We start from the raw sequence: 14,402 nt of genomic DNA, 5'->3' as shown, positions 1-14,402 counted from the left end.
CGTTACGCCCCGGTGGGGGCAGGGCCCAGGAAGCGGAACGCCCCGTCCTTGACCTCGTACAGGAACACGCCCTGACCGGCGAAGGTCCCTTCCTCCGCATCGAACGCGTACGTCTTCGTGATCCCCGCGTAGGTGCTCCTGCGCAGCAGACCCACCAACTCCGCCCGCTTCGGCGGCGTCCGCACGCCCTTCACACTCTTCGTCCCCTTCACCAGCTCTCGGATCACGAGATTCACGCTGTCGTACGCCTCGGCCGCGTAGTACGGCGGCGGGCCCCCGAAGCGCTCGCGGAACGCGGCGCTGAAGTCCGCCGCCTTCGGGGTGTCGGCGGCGGAGACGAAGGACGAGGTCAGCAGCCAGCCTTCGGCCGCGTCGCCCGCCAGCTCCAGGAACCGCGGGTCGAGCACGGCCTGCGACGCCAGTCGCGGCCCGTCGAATCCGGCCGCCGCCAGCTCGCGCGCCACCTTCGCCGCGCCCGGCGCGTAGCCGGCGTAGACGAAGGAGCCCGTACCGGCTTTCAGGATGTCGGTGACGACGGGCTTCATGTCCTCGACGTTCGCCGGGATCACACGGGGGTACGCCGGCATGCCGGACTGGCGCAGCAGGAGCGAGGTGATCGTGGCGGACTCCCAGGCGTACGTCTGCGCCGTACGGTCCTGGAGCAGTCCCGGTCGGCCCATCTCCTTGTCCTTCGCGGCCTGTTGGGCGAGGTGGACGGCGATCGGGACGGACAGCGCGGCGTCGCCCGGCCGGCAGAGCACGAGGGATCGGGGCTTGTTCGACGTCATCATCATTCCGCCGGCCGAGAGGGTCAGCAGCGGCAGCAGGCTCTCGTCGTACGCGCCGACGACCTGTTCCGCCGTCGTGTCGGTGGTGGGGCCGAGCACGGCGAGTACGTCGGGGTCCTCGATCAGCTTCTTGGCGGCGGCCGGGGCCCGTTGGGCGCTGCCGCCGTCGTCGGCGGTCCTGAGCGCGAGTCGGAAGGGCCAGTCCGGCCCGCCCGTCGCGTCCTTGCCCGGCTTACGGGCGTTGTACTGCTCGATCGCCAGCCGCGCGCCCTGCTCCTGTGCCCGGCCCGCCGCCCTGCCCGCGCCGGAGAGGTCGGCCTGGATGCCGATGGCCCAGCGCGGGCCGGACTCCTCGTCCGTACCGTCCGTACCGTCCGTACGGGAGTCGTCGCCCCGCAGGACGGCCCAGGCCCCGCCGCCGCCCGCGACGGCGAACAGCGCGGCACCGGAGAGGACCAACAGGCGCCGCCGGGAAGGTGATTGACGATCACCGTCATCGCCCGCCCCCGCCTCCCCCGCCACGGTCGGCTCGATGTCCGGCAGCGCCAGCATCCGCGCCGCGTGGTCGGCGATGCCCCGTACGACGTCCTCGGGCAGCCAGTCGGCCGGGGCACCTGCGGGGACGGCGTCCTCGACAAGCTCCGCGCCGATCCGCTCGGTCGTGGGCCGCTCCGCCGGGTCCTTCGCCAGACAGGCGAGCAGGAACCGGCGCAGCTCGGGGTCGTCGTCCCCCCACGCCCCGTCGATGTCCGGGTCGTCGTGGACCGTGCGGTAGAGCAGCGCGTCCGCCGAACCGCCGCCGAACGGTGGCCGTCCCGTCAGCGCGTACGCGAGCAGACAGCCCAGCGAGAACACGTCGCTCGCCGGCCCCACCTCGGCGCCCCGCGCCTCGGCCTGCTCGGGCGCGAGGTAACCGGGCGTGCCGACGACGATGCCGGGGGAGGTGAGCGCGGTCTCGTCGGTCGCGCGGGCGATGCCGAAGTCGATCAGACGCGGGCCGTCCACGGCGAGCAGGACGTTGCCCGGCTTGACGTCACGGTGCACCAGACCCGCTTGGTGGACCGCGCCCAGCGCCCCGGCGAGCATCCGGGCCAGCGCCCGCGCGCTGCGCGCGGGCAGCGGCCCGTGCCGGGTGACCGCCTCGCCGAGCGACGGGCCGGGCACGAAGGCGGTGGCCAGCCAGGGCTCCGCCGCGTCCGGCGCCGCGCCGGTGACCGGCACCGCCCACGGGCTCGACACCCGGCGCGCCAGGTCGACCTCGCGGCGGAAGCGGGCGCGGAAGCCGGGATCGTCCGCGTACTCGGCCTGGATGACCTTGACGGCGGCCAGCGCCCCCGCCTCCGTACGGCCCAGATAGACCACGCCCATGCCGCCGGCGCCGAGGCGGGCCAGCAGGCGGTGGCCGCCGATCGAGGCGGGGTCGGTGGGGAGCAGGGGCTCGCTCATTCCGCCGCCTCCAGTTCCGTCTGGATGTCGACGAGCATGGCGCCCGTTCCCTCGAAGACGGCGGTGTCGATCTCTTCCCGGGTCCGGCCCTCGGAGCCCTTGCCGACCACCGAGACCGTGACCTGACCGAGCCGGTTCTGGCCCCATATGTAGTAGTGGGGGCCGCCGAGTTGGTCGCTGTGGTACTCGCCGTGCTCGGAGATCACGTCGTCGCTGGCGAAGTTGCCGACGCCGAACGGCAGGCCGGCCGACAGCAGTCCGGTGATGCGCTCGCTGCCGCTGAGCCGCTGTTCGGGGCAGCGCAGCGCCTCTTCGAGCGTGCGCGCCATCTCCCACTCGGCGTCGGCCACTTCGCGGTGCACGACGACGGTGGCGGCCATCCGGATGGGGCCCTTTCCGCCCTTCGCGGGCAGTTCGCTGTAGCGGGTGAAGCTGGTCAGTACGGAGGGCGGGAGCGGTTCGCGCTGCCAGACACAGTCCCCGTCGAGGACGGCCAGGAAGTCGGGGTCGCTCTCGTACGGGCTCCGCTTCACGTAGCCGCTCCCCCATCGGCTGGGCTCGGCGGCGACGTTGCGGGCCAGCCGCAGGGCCTGGGTGCGGGTCCGGGGCCGCTTGCTGTCGTCGGGCGTCCAGTCCAGCCCGGTGGTGACCGACGCCGACGGACTCGGCGCGGGCCCTCCGTCGCCCTTGGCTTCGGCGCCCGGCTCGGTCGACGCGCCCTTCGTGGAGGGGGTCTTCGCGCCCGTGTCGGAGGCGTCACCGCTGCCGGAACACCCCGCCAGCAGCACCCCCACCACGAGAGCGACGGCCGCACCGCGCCGCCACCGATCGGACCCGCCACGCACCATGAACTCCCCTGCCGCACACCCCACTTGTGGCCCTCCATTCACCCCGAGCGTATCGAGTGGGACGCACGGCGGCCACGGCCCAGTTCTCCTCAGAAGACCCTCACCCTCAGGCCCCGACCTCGAACGAACGCAGCCACAGCTCCAGCGTGAGGACCAGCCACAACTTGCCTCCCTGGCGCGGCAGCAGCGTCCCTTCCCTCCGCAGCCACGAGCGGATCGTGTCCTCGCGGAACAGGCCCCGGGCGCGCGCCGAGCTGCCGAGCAGCAGGTCGTGGCCCAGCTCGCGCAGGGGTCCGTCCAGCCACTGCTGGACCGGGACCCGCATCCCGCTCTTGGGCCGGTCCACGATCGTCGGCGGCAGCAGGTCCCGTACCGCCTCCTTGAGGATCCACTTCTCGCTCGTACCGGCGAGCTTGAGCCGGGGCGGCACCCGGAAGGCGTGGTCCACGACCGCGCGGTCGAACAGCGGGGCCCGGCCTTCCAGCCCCTGGGACGCGGTGATGCGCTCCACCTTGGTGAGGATGTGGTGGGCGCCCTTGGTCCGCAGGTTGGTGTGCAGCAGTTGGTTGAGCAGGCTCGTCATCCGGCCCTGCGCCAGATACGGCGCCAGCAGCTCCGTCACGGGCGGCGCCTGGTCCAGTTCGGCGAGGACACCGGGCGTCAGCAGAACCGGCAGATCGGAGTGGCACTTGCGGTACGAGTCGACGTAGGCCCGCGCCCTGGAGTCCACGCCCGGCTCGTCGCGGTGCAGTTCGTGGATGAGCATCGGCAGATTCTTGGGGCCGCCGAACACCGGGTCGCCGCCCTCGCCGTTGAGCACCACGCTCATGCCGTCCGCCGCGACGGCCTCGGCGAGCATCAGGTTCGGCACGGTGAGCGGATCGCCGACCGGGCTGTCCAACAGCGCCACGGTCTGCGGCAGTTGTGCCGCGACCGCCTCGCCGGGCACGGTGAGGACCCGGTGTTCGGTGTGGCAGTGGGCGGCGACCAGTCCGGAGTAGGCGAGTTCGTTGGGGGCGTCGGCGCCGAAGCTGATCGAGTACGACCTGACGGCCTGGTCGTGCAGCTTGGCGGCGAGCGCGGTGACCAGGCTGCTGTCCACACCGCCGGAGAGCAGTACGCCGACCGGCTCGGCGACCGGCAGCCGCCGTGCGGTCGCGGACTCCAGCAACTCCCTCAACTCACGGGCGTGTTCGGCGGCCGGGCGCTCGTCGATCGCCTCGGCCGGCTCCCAGTACGTCTCCTCCACCGTGGAACCGTCGGGCCTCAGCCGTACGCACCGCCCCGGCAGCACCTCGTGAATCCCGCGCAACAGGGTCTCCCTGCCCGGGAGATACGCGAAGGTGAGGAACGACCGGACGGCGGGCAGATGCAGGCCGGTCGCCAGCGCGGGCCAGCGCTGGAGGGCCCGCAGGGAGGTGGACGCCGCCCAGGCTGCGCGGTCGCCCGTGCCGGCGCGGGCGTGGAAGAGGGTGCGGGCGCCCATGTGGTCGCGTACGAGGACGAGTTCGTCGCGCTCGGCGATGGCGAGGGCGAACATCCCGTCGGCGGCAGCCAGTCCGGCGGCACCGAACCTGACGTAGGCGCGCAGGAGCAGTTCCCCGTCCGAGCAGTCACGGGGGACGGGGTCCGTACCGAGCCGGGCGCGGAGTTCGGGCGCGTTGTGGAGCGTCACCTCGCCTATCGCGTACACGTCGCCCACCCGGTACGGCCCGGCGGCGGTGCCCGGACCATCAAGCAGGCCCAGCGCGTGACGCCGCCCTGCCCGCGCCGGCACAGGGCGGCCACCCATGGCCGCCACCTGCCCGGCCGGATCGTCGGCGGTCAGACACGCACACCAGCGGGACATGGCGCCCCCTCTCTCTGTATCTCTCTCAACTCCGCTGTTCTCAAGGCCGGTTGGACCGGCTTACTCCACCCCGGTCCGACCCGCTCCAACCCAATTCCGCTCAGCCGAAGTCGTCGTCGGTATCGCCGGACCCGTCGCCCCAGCCGCCGTAGCCGACGTCGCCCCCGCCCGCGTCACCGCCCCCGCCCGACGCGCTCGCCTCGGCCTGCCTGCGCAGTTCCTCCTCCTCTTCCGGGGAGAGGAAGGCGGGTGGCATGGCCAGCCCGCCGATGACGGCACCGGCGGTGACCGCGCCCAGGACGGTGCCCAGCTTGCCGCCGAACGACGTCCGGTTCACCGTCAGCACCCCGTCGCTCCACAGCGTCCGGCCGTAACCGGCCTCCCTGCCGTACAGCGCCCGGCGCCCGTTGTCGTACACGCGCTTGACGATCCGCCGCCCCAGCAACTCGTCGCTGCCCGAGCCACCGCGCTCGTCCCGCCACCGCACGACGCGACGGCTCCCGCCTTCGACCGCGCTGCGCCACTCCTGGCCGCCGTCCGAGTAACGCCGGTGGACCGTGCGGTCGGCGAGCAGTTCGTCGGTGTAGGTGATCTCCCGCCTATGCGGCTGCTGCGGCACTGCGGTTCCTCTCATGCGGTGGGCCAACTCAGGAAACCCGCTCGGCGTACCTGCCGAAGCTCGGTCAACTGCGAGCGCGGCGTGCGCACTTCCCGTACGAGACGGTGCACCGTACGGAGCAGTGACGCCGGGTTCACGGCAGCGACCTCCACGAACCTGCCGCGCCGCAGCCAGTCGCGCTCCCAGCGACTGAGCGCGACCCCGGCAACACCCGCACCGGCGCCAGCACCGGCACCGGCACCCGCACCCGCGGCACCGGGGGCGGGAAGGGTGGCCGGAACGGCCGCGTACGCCGGACCACGGCCGTGCACCAGATGCAGCGCCCCCGCCTGCCGGGGCCGCAGCCCCAGCGGGACGACCCGCACTCCGTCCGGTATGCCGGCGGACCGGACGAACCGGGCGGGGAAGGTGAGCCCCCGCGCGCTCGCGTCGTGCAGGAGATAGACCGTCGCCTGCTCCGCCAGCGCGAGCATCCTCAACACGCCCTGGTCGAGGGGAAGTTCGGAGGCCCCGTACACCGGGCACGCCGACTCCGTCGGCACCCCGTTGGCCCGCAGCATGGCGGCAATGTCGTCGGACTCGCACACCAGCAGCCTCGGCAGACCGTAGTCGAACAGGTCGGGCTCCGGGGTGTGCCGTCCGGCCGTCCGCCGGGGCTTGGGCACGACGGGCGGCAGGAGACCGTCCACCGAGCCGGGACCGTGACGCCACAGCACGTCACGGTAGGCGTCGTACGTCAGCGCGGGGGCCGCGGTGAACTGCGTACGCCGGGGCGCCCGGTGCCAAGGCGCCAGCACCCGGCACACCTCGTAGTACAACTGCCGTTCGGTGAAGCGCAGTTGACCCGGTGCGGCGGCCCTCGCCGCCGCCGTCCGCAGGACGCGGTCAAGCATCGCGTCCCTCATGACGCCGTCGGCCAGGTGAGGAACCCGACCTGCTGCGCGCGGCCCCGGTCGGGGTCGGCCAACCCCTCCGCCCGGTCCACCGCCCGCGCGACCACGGCCAGCAGCTTCGCCGGCGGTACGGCCGCGAGCGGGGACCACCAGCCACGGGCCAGCCAGTCGGCCTCCGCGGCCGTCAGCCCGGACGACGTACGGATGGCGTCCAGGTCCCCGGGGCCGAGCGGCTTCCGCAGCCGTACGGCGTTGTCCTTGTCCATCACGGTGCGCGGCAGCATCCCGGCGACCACCACCCGCTCACCGAGCGCGGCCCTGGCGGCGGACGCGAAGGCGAGCCCCGCCGGACTGGCGTCGTGCATGACTATCCCCACCAGTCCCGCCGCACCGGGTATGTGCTGGAGTTGGTCGACCGACTGCGCCAGCGCGAGCGAGTGCGTCTTGTGCGCGCCGTTCAGCGCGAGGCAGGCCAGCACGGTGCGGTCTGGGCAGATCAGCGCCAGCCCCGGCCCCGGCCCCCCGCCGCCGGGTATCACGGGGTACTGGGTGCGTCCCTCACGCGTCAGCCCGGCCGGCGGCCCGCCGTGGACGGCGACCCAGCGGTCGATGATCGCGCTCAGGAAGATGTCGAGCGACATCGGCACCTCAACGGTGCCGGTCCGCTTCGCGCGCCGCGAACTGCGCGCCACCAGCAGGAGAGACAGCACCAGGAAGGCCCCCGCCACCCCGACGGTGGGCCCCACCACGTCCGGGTCGAACTCGGAGATACCACTGATCAGCACCACGAGGAAAACCGTCACCACGACGAGAAGGGCGGCGGTGCATCCGGGCGGCACGTCTCCGGTGGACAGCCGGTTGCGCGCGGCGGCGTACCAGAGCTGGGTGGGTGTGTAGCGCAGGCCCTCGCCGTTGCCGAGCTTCTCGATGAGCTTGCGCATCCGGACGTCGTGCAGGCGGAGCGTGTTGTCCTTCGGCTCGAGCGCGAAGACGCGCTTGCAGGACGAGCAGGTCCTGCCCCCTCGCTCTCGGTGGCGCAGGTTCTTCTGACAGTGCGGGCAGATCACGGCGGCCCCCTCCAACTGCCCCGACAAGCACGTGGTTTCGTTATGTCGACCGGACAGATCCTAGACGACGGAGCTTGATTCACATGTCCAATTCCCGTACAAGAATGAAACGCGAGGCGAACGCGGAGAACGAGGTCCACGACGTCGCCGAATTCACGGACGCGGCGAGAAATGTCGTCACGCCCGTCCTCCAACTCCCCGAAGACATCGCCCTGGCCGTGGTGAACGCCTTCACCAAGGTGGTGAGGGACGCGAAGAGAAGCGAACGGGCCACGACGCCGGACGGCGACGGGATAACGCGCTTCCAGACTTTCGAGGAGGGCGATGTCTATATGCTCGAAGCGCCCTTCGACGACTTCTTCGCCGATCGCTATCTGATGGATTTCTACAATGTTCAGGAACGTGGCGTCTGTTCTCGTATGCATATGCACACCGGTCTGCGATTCGTACGGATGATGACAGGCCCGGAGACACGGATCCGGGTGAGCAGCCTCTCCCCGTTCGAGATCACCGGTGTCGCCGGAGTAACTTCCTTCACCTTGCGGTCCTTCGAGGACACGCTGCCCGACACCCCACCGGGTGTGGTGCGGACGCGGTACAACCTGGTCGTGCCGCCCTGCTCGTTCGTGGACATGCAGATCCCGCGCGGGGTGAGCCACCAGTTCAACGCCGTCGGCGAGCACGCCGTGATCGATTCGGTGCACCCCGAGGAGTCCGTGGAGACGTTCCGCGAAAAGATGTCCGGATTCAAGATGATGGCCCAGACGGTATTCCTCGCGGACGAACTCCCCGTTTCGGACACCTGCGCGGATCTGCCCACCTGACGGGACGGCTCACGCCGTGCCCCTGAGCGCGGAGGGGGAGCGGCTACTCGCCGTCCTCGGAGGTCGTGGTGGTCGTGGAGGTCGTGGAGAGCCGGCGCAGCCACTCCGTCATCAGCGCCACCTCCGCGGTGCTGAGCCCCGACTCCGCCGACCGCCCCAGCAGGACGTTCAACTGAGCTGCCGCCGCCGGCAGTTGGGTCCTGGCCGTGGCTCGCGGCCCGCTCCGCGCCATCACTTCCGGGGTGAAGACGGTGGCGTGCACGGAGTCACGGACGCGCCGGGAGGTGTCCCTGTCGGTGAAGGTCGAGGGACGGGCGACGAGCATCAGCGCCACTCCCACGTTGGCCGACATGACGACCTGCGCGGCGGCCTCGGGCGCCAGCCGCAACTTGCCGTCCGCCGCCGCCCGTCGCAGATCCCTGGTAAGGATCTCGTGCGACTCCAGGGCCGCCGCCGGCGGCGTACGCATGGCGGGGGAGTACATCAGCCGGTACAGATTCGGGTTGTCCAGCGCGAACTCCACATGGCTGTCCCAGCCCTTGCGCAGATCCTCTATCGGGTCGTCCTCCCCGTCCTCCGCGGCGCGCTGCCGCTTCGTCTCCAGATATCTGTCGAAGCCGTAGTCCACGACGGCGGACAACAGCCCTTCCTTGTCCCCGAAGTACCGGTAGAGCGCAGGGGCACCCACCTGCGCGGCATCGCACACGGCCCGCGTGGAGACGTCACCGTTGGGCGACTCGGCGACCAGCCGGGCCGCGACTTCCAGGATCCGCGCTCGTGTGCTCATGGCGGACGACCGTATCAAGTGCTCCGTAGCGCTGTTACGCATGACAGGACTCTCGTTCAGACGACGCCTTCAGACGATGCCGCCGTTGGCACGCAGCACCTGACCGTTGACCCAGCGCGCCGGTCCGGCCAGGAAGGAGACGACCTCGGCTATGTCCTCCGGACGCCCGAGCCGCTCCAGCGGCGCCTGGGCGGCCAGCTTCGAAACGGTCTCCTCGTCCTTGCCGTCCAGGAACAGGGCGGTGGCGGTCGGTCCGGGCGCCACCGCGTTGACGGTGATGTCCCGTCCGCGCAACTCCCTGGCCAGGATCAGCGTCATCGCCTCGACGGCACCCTTGCTGGCCGCGTACGCCGTATATCCCGGGAAGGACAGGCCCAGCACCGAGCTGGAGAAGTTGATGATCGCCCCGCCGCCGCGCAGCCGGCGCGCGGCCTGCTGGTCGACCACGAACGTCCCGCGGATGTTGGTGCGGTGCATACGGTCCAGCGCGTCCAACTCGGTGTCGACCAGCGGCGCGGTCGACATGACACCCGCCGCGTGCACGAGAACATCGACACCGCCGCCGCCGAATGCCTCCTCCGCCGCGTCGAACAGAGCCGATACCGCGACCTCGTCGGCCACATCGGCGCGGAAGGCCATGGCTCTGCCGCCCGCGTCGGTGATGGCGGCCACCGTCGCCTCCGCCTCGGCCTGATTTCCCGCGTAGTTGACGACGACCGCGTGTCCGTCCGCCGCCAGGCGCTCCGCGCTCTCCCGGCCTATCCCGCGGGACCCGCCAGTGACGATCGCCACTCGACGCGCCGGGCTCGGCTGCTCGCTCATGACACTGCCCCCTTGAACCTGGATAGCGGTCTTCACCTTCCGACAACAACAACGCTAACACAGTCGACGTAGCGACGCTACCCTCTTCCGTAACATCGCTACGCTCCACGCCAAGACCACCGCCACACCCCCGCTCCCCGGGGCCGACAGAGTGATTCGAAGAAAAATCCCGAGAGCTGTCGAGAAGCCGTCATCGGCTCCGACGTCCCCTGTGAGAGTTGCCCAGCAGGGGCGACAGCAGACAGCAGGACACAGGGAGTGAGCGACATCATGAAGTATCTGATGATGGTCCAGGGTTCGCAGGCCGACTACGACGCGATGACCGGCAAGGCGAACGAGCACGGCGCGACCTGGAACGAGAAGGACATCCAGGCGATGTTCGCCTTCATGGGGGAGATCAACAACGATCTCGCCGAGTCGGGTGAGCTGGTCAGCGCGAACGGTCTGAGCGCGCCCTCGCAGACCCGCCACGTCGGCGTGGACAAGGACGGCAAGCCGGTGATCACGGACGGTCCGTACGGCGAGACGAAGGAGCTGCTGGCCGGCTACTGGGTCCTCGACTGCGCGAGCCTGGAGCGGGTCACCGAGATCGCCGCGCGCGTCGCGGCATGCCCGCAGCCCGAGGGCGTCCCGGTCCACCCGGTCGTCATCCGGCCCATCCAGGAGGGCCCGGACGTCGACGCCTGAGCCACCGTGCACGCCTCGTTCCGACGAGGTGTAATACGCGGTGTGAACGACGGCACGGACAACAGCACAGACAACGGCACGAACAACGGCACGGACAACGGCACGGACAACAGCACGACCGAGGCCACGAACAACGGCACCGACAGCGGCACGGGCCCACCGACCGGCCCCACCGCGACCGAGGACCTGCTGCGCCTGAACGCGCCGCAGGTCCTCGGCGCGCTCGTCCGCCGCTACGGCCACTTCGACCTCGCCGAGGACGCCGTCCAGGAAGCCCTCATCGCCGCCGCCCAGCAGTGGCCGGCCACCGGGCTGCCCGACAACCCCCGCGGCTGGCTGATCAAGATCGCCTCCCGCCGGCTCGTGGACCAGCTCCGCAGCGAGGAGGCCCGGCGCAGACGCGAGGAGAGCGCCGCCGCACTGACACCCCGGGACGGCCTCACCGCGCCGCCGCCCGGCGAGAGCCGCGCCCCCTCGCAGGACGACACCCTCACCCTTCTCTTCCTCTGCTGCCATCCCGAACTGCCCGCCGCCGCCCGTACCGCACTGACCCTGCGCGCCGTGGGCGGTCTGACCACCGCCGAGATCGCCCGCGCGCATCTGGTGTCCGAGTCGACGATGGCGCAGCGCATCAGCAGGGCGAAGCAGAAGATCAAGGGCGTGCCCTTCCGGCAGCCGGGCCCCGACGACCGCGACCGCCGGCTCGCCACCGTGCTCCAGGTGCTCTATCTGATCTTCAACGAGGGCCATACGGCGACCTCCGGCAGCGAGTTGCACCGCGCGGATCTCGCGCAGGAGGCGATCCGGCTGACCCGGGCGGTACGGCGGCTGCTGCCGACGGACGGCGCGGTGACCGGCCTCCTCGCGCTGATGCTGCTCACGGAGGCGCGGAGCGCGGCGCGCACGGGACCGCACGGCGAACTCGTTCCGCTGGACGAGCAGGACCGCACCCGCTGGGACCGCGCCGCGATCGCCGAGGGTACGGCGCTGGTCGAGGAGTCGCTGGCCCAAGGACCCGCCGGTGGCTACCAGTTGCAGGCGGCGGTCGCCGCGCTGCACGACGAGGCGCCGAGCGCCGAGGAGACCGACTGGCTCCAGATCGTGGCTCTGTACGACGAGTTGGTACGCCGGGCTCCCGGGCCCGAGCCGATGGCCGAGCTGAGCAGGGCGGTGGCCATCGCGATGGCGCGCGGCCCGGAGGCCGGACTGGCCGAACTCAAGGGTCTTGAGGAGGAGTTGGCGGGCAACCACCGGCTCGACGCGGTGCGGGCCCATCTGCTGGAGAAGGCGGGCGATACGGAAGAGGCCCTGGCCGCCTACCAGTTGGCGGCCGGCCGCACGCTCAGCGTGCCGGAGACCCGCTACCTGATGATGCGAGCGGCCCGCCTGCGTGACCGCGCCTGAAAGCTCAGCCGGTCAGACTGCCGACCGTCCCCAGTTGCTTCCACTCGCCCTTCTCACGGACATCGATCCACACCGGCCGGCCCAGCGCCTGATGCTCCTTGAAGCGGTACCGCCCCAGCAGCCCCTCGACATCGACCCCGTCCACCGCCTCCCGCAGCGAGGCCCGCACGAGACCGGGATCCGCGTCCGGCCCGTCCGGCTCCGGCAGCGCCCCGGCCTTGCTGACCTGCCCGATCCCGGCGGCGAGCACCAGGCCCGCGTCGTACAGCTCGACCCCGCCCCGCGCCTCGAACATCTTGCGCAGCGCGGCCGGACTCGTGCATACCTTCGGGAACAGCTCGCAGTCCGCCTTCGGCTGCCGCTCGTCGTGGAAGGACCGGAAGCGCAACGTACCGTCCGGCACCAACTTGTCGGCGCTGTCGGCGTATTCGTGATCCCTCTCGGTGGCGCAGGACGCCCGGTAGCCCTCCTGAACAACCATCAACTGCCCGGATTTCTTGAGCGCGTCGACCCAGCCCTCGCGTACCCCGTAGCTGGGCAGCGTGACCGTGTCCGGCCGCTGGTCGGCGACGTCCCGCGCGACGTCCTCCTCGTCCATGCCGTCCGGGTAGGTCGCGGACTCGACGGCGTCGATACCGGCCTCGCGCAGCCCGTGCCCGAGCGCGCGATCGTTCGGGTCGTACTCGACGCTGTCGGTGTCCCAGTGGTATTCGGAGCCGACGATCACCTTCTTCACGTCGTACGCGCCCGTCAGATAGCGCCCTTCCTGCGCGCCCATGTCGAACTCCGACGGCATCATGCCGAAGGCGAAGTCCGTACCCGAGCTTCCCTTGCAGGTGTCGATGGCGGCCATGATCCGGTCGAGTTCCGCCTCGACACCGTCGACGCTGCTGGTGTCACCGATCAGCGCGATCATGCCCGGATAGTTCTTCAGCATCTCGGTCGCCGGGGTCTCCCGGTCGTCCTTGACCGGGACGACGCGCACCGGCACCTTCTCGCCCGACGTGCGCTCGGCGTCCTTGAACGCGGCTTCCACGATCGCGACGCGCTCCCGCGCGTACTGCTCGTCCAGGGACCAGTCGTACGCGACACCGACGACGTACTCGTCCACCGCTGCCGAGCTGGGGCCACCGACCGGCGCGGGCCCGCCGGACGACGCGGAGGGAGACGACGAAGACGAGGAGATCGCGATCCCGGTCGGTATGGCGAGTACGACGAGCGCCACGGCGGCGGCGATGAGAGCGTTACGCGGGCGGCGCCGTGCGGGCGCCGGAGGCGGGGGTGGGGCGGGAACTTTCGCGACGACGTGCGGCCGACGAGCCGGGACGACGGGAGCGGCAGGACGTACGTCCTCGGGCTCGGGGAGAGCGACAGCGGCGCCCCCAACCTCATCCGCGACGTCAGCAACCTCAGCCGCGCCTTCAACTTCAAGCCCGGCGGCCTCCGGCTCATCACCGGCCCCACCCGGCGACGGCACCCGCACCCGCCCCCGCACCCGCTCCAGTTCCTCCCGCGCCGCCCGCGCGTCCGACGGCCGGTCGTCGGGGTCCTTGGCCATCAGCGAAAGGATCAACCGGTCCATGTCGGGACCGAGTTCGGCACGGGCACGGCTCGGGCGCAGCGGCTCGTCGTTCAGGTGGTTGTACATGATCCCCGCCGCGTGACCCACGAACGGCGGTCGCCCGACGAGGAGTTCGTACAGGACGCAGCCCAGCGCGTAGAGATCCGTACGCCCGTCGCCGTCCCGCTGCTGAAAACGCTCCGGCGCCATGTACAGCACACTGCCGAACGGCGCCTGCCCGGTCTGGGTGAGCTGCGGATCGCTGGACCGCGCCTCGGTGTACTTGGCGATGCCGAAGTCCACGACCTTCGCGACGCCCTCGCCGGTGACCATGATGTTGGCCGGCTTGATGTCGCGGTGCACGATGCCCGCCGCGTGGGCGACCTCCAGCCCCCGGCACACGTCGACGGCCCAGCCCAGCGCGTCCGCCACCGCCGCCCGCCCGCTCTCGGCGAGAACCTCGTGCAGCGTACGGCCGTCCACCAGCGCCATCACGAGATACGGACTGCCGCCGTCCGTACCGTGATCGTGTACGGCGACGATGTGCGGGCTGTCCAACGAGGCCACGGCGCGCGCCTCCCGCCGGAACCGCGCCAACTGCTCCCGCCGCTCGGGCCGCTCCTCCCGGTCTCCGTCACCGCCGGGTCCGAGCAGCAGCTTTACGGCGACCTCCCGCCCCAACTCCCGGTCCCGCGCCCGCCAGACCTCCCCCATCCCGCCGGCCCCGAGCAGTTCCCCCAACTCGTAGCGCCCGCTCAGCAACCGCCCCCGCACGATGCCCCTCCCCCACACAGACGTCGAGCCGAG

At 71.3% G+C, this 14,402-nt stretch carries 12 protein-coding genes; 3 read left to right on the top strand and 9 right to left on the bottom strand.

What is annotated here, in order from left to right:
* Nucleotides 1-2: 2 nt before the first annotated feature.
* From OG329_RS21485 to OG329_RS21460, 6 genes are all read right to left on the bottom strand, one after another.
* Nucleotides 3-2,234, bottom strand: a complete 2,232-nt coding sequence (locus tag OG329_RS21485) for a bifunctional serine/threonine-protein kinase/ABC transporter substrate-binding protein (protein WP_405797305.1) — start codon at nt 2,232-2,234, stop codon at nt 3-5.
* Nucleotides 2,231-3,082: a hypothetical protein gene (locus OG329_RS21480; protein ID WP_405797303.1), complete on the bottom strand. Its 852-nt coding sequence runs from the start codon at nt 3,080-3,082 to the stop codon at nt 2,231-2,233. Before OG329_RS21480 ends, OG329_RS21485 begins: the two co-directional genes overlap by 4 nt.
* Before the next feature lie 106 nt (nt 3,083-3,188).
* A complete protein-coding gene (locus OG329_RS21475; RefSeq protein ID WP_405797301.1) occupies nt 3,189-4,931 on the bottom strand; it encodes an asparagine synthetase B family protein in 1,743 nt (580 codons plus the stop codon).
* Between the two features lie 100 nt (nt 4,932-5,031).
* A complete protein-coding gene (locus OG329_RS21470) occupies nt 5,032-5,550 on the bottom strand; it encodes a hypothetical protein (protein WP_405797299.1) in 519 nt (172 codons plus the stop codon).
* An 11-nt stretch (nt 5,551-5,561) separates the two neighbouring features.
* Nucleotides 5,562-6,443 (bottom strand): hypothetical protein, encoded by an 882-nt coding sequence (locus OG329_RS21465; protein ID WP_405797297.1) that lies wholly within the window; start codon nt 6,441-6,443, stop codon nt 5,562-5,564.
* A gap of 8 nt (nt 6,444-6,451) precedes the next feature.
* Entirely contained in the window at nt 6,452-7,510 is a 1,059-nt protein-coding gene (locus OG329_RS21460; RefSeq protein ID WP_405797295.1) for a hypothetical protein, read from the bottom strand.
* 104 nt (nt 7,511-7,614) lie between these two features.
* Here OG329_RS21460 and OG329_RS21455 point away from each other — a divergent pair, with 104 nt between their 5' ends.
* The gene (locus tag OG329_RS21455; RefSeq protein WP_405797293.1) at nt 7,615-8,334 is read left to right on the top strand and encodes a hypothetical protein; all 720 of its coding nucleotides are present in this window, start codon (nt 7,615-7,617) and stop codon (nt 8,332-8,334) included.
* A 43-nt stretch (nt 8,335-8,377) separates the two neighbouring features.
* On the opposite strand, the gene OG329_RS21450 is transcribed toward OG329_RS21455, so the two are convergent.
* Nucleotides 8,378-9,121, bottom strand: coding sequence for a TetR/AcrR family transcriptional regulator (locus OG329_RS21450; protein ID WP_405797292.1), 744 nt, complete (start codon nt 9,119-9,121; stop codon nt 8,378-8,380).
* 69 nt (nt 9,122-9,190) lie between these two features.
* Nucleotides 9,191-9,943 carry an SDR family oxidoreductase gene (locus OG329_RS21445; RefSeq protein WP_405797290.1) on the bottom strand — a complete coding sequence of 251 codons (753 nt, stop codon included), beginning with the start codon at nt 9,941-9,943 and terminating at the stop codon, nt 9,191-9,193.
* A gap of 270 nt (nt 9,944-10,213) precedes the next feature.
* Between OG329_RS21445 and OG329_RS21440 the strand changes: the two genes are divergently transcribed.
* Both OG329_RS21440 and OG329_RS21435 read left to right on the top strand, forming a co-directional pair.
* Complete coding sequence (locus tag OG329_RS21440) at nt 10,214-10,630, top strand: YciI family protein (protein ID WP_405801947.1); 417 nt, start codon at nt 10,214-10,216, stop codon at nt 10,628-10,630.
* Nucleotides 10,631-10,816: 186 nt separating this feature from the next.
* Nucleotides 10,817-12,034, top strand: a complete 1,218-nt coding sequence (locus OG329_RS21435; protein ID WP_405801946.1) for an RNA polymerase sigma factor — start codon at nt 10,817-10,819, stop codon at nt 12,032-12,034.
* Nucleotides 12,035-12,038: 4 nt separating this feature from the next.
* On the opposite strand, the gene OG329_RS21430 is transcribed toward OG329_RS21435, so the two are convergent.
* Nucleotides 12,039-14,369 (bottom strand): protein kinase domain-containing protein, encoded by a 2,331-nt coding sequence (locus tag OG329_RS21430; protein ID WP_405797289.1) that lies wholly within the window; start codon nt 14,367-14,369, stop codon nt 12,039-12,041.
* Between the last annotated feature and the right edge of the window lie 33 nt (nt 14,370-14,402).

It is taken from the genome of Streptomyces sp. NBC_01506, assembly GCF_045040295.1.
Classification (GTDB): Bacteria; Actinomycetota; Actinomycetes; order Streptomycetales; family Streptomycetaceae; genus Streptomyces.
Note: the sequence above shows the minus strand (reverse complement) of the source record. Positions and strands in the feature narration are given on the sequence as shown.

Excerpts from the sequence above, each read along its gene's own strand:
- OG329_RS21485 (WP_405797305.1), bottom strand. The coding sequence starts at position 2,234 with ATGAGCGAGCCCCTGCTCCCCACCGACCCCGCCTCGATCGGCGGCCAC.
- OG329_RS21445 (WP_405797290.1), bottom strand. The coding sequence starts at position 9,943 with ATGAGCGAGCAGCCGAGCCCGGCGCGTCGAGTGGCGATCGTCACTGGC.
- OG329_RS21480 (WP_405797303.1), bottom strand. The coding sequence starts at position 3,082 with ATGGTGCGTGGCGGGTCCGATCGGTGGCGGCGCGGTGCGGCCGTCGCT.
- OG329_RS21475 (WP_405797301.1), bottom strand. The coding sequence starts at position 4,931 with ATGTCCCGCTGGTGTGCGTGTCTGACCGCCGACGATCCGGCCGGGCAG.
- OG329_RS21440 (WP_405801947.1), top strand. The coding sequence starts at position 10,214 with ATGAAGTATCTGATGATGGTCCAGGGTTCGCAGGCCGACTACGACGCG.
- OG329_RS21450 (WP_405797292.1), bottom strand. The coding sequence starts at position 9,121 with ATGAGCACACGAGCGCGGATCCTGGAAGTCGCGGCCCGGCTGGTCGCC.
- OG329_RS21465 (WP_405797297.1), bottom strand. The coding sequence starts at position 6,443 with ATGCTTGACCGCGTCCTGCGGACGGCGGCGGCGAGGGCCGCCGCACCG.
- OG329_RS21455 (WP_405797293.1), top strand. The coding sequence starts at position 7,615 with ATGAAACGCGAGGCGAACGCGGAGAACGAGGTCCACGACGTCGCCGAA.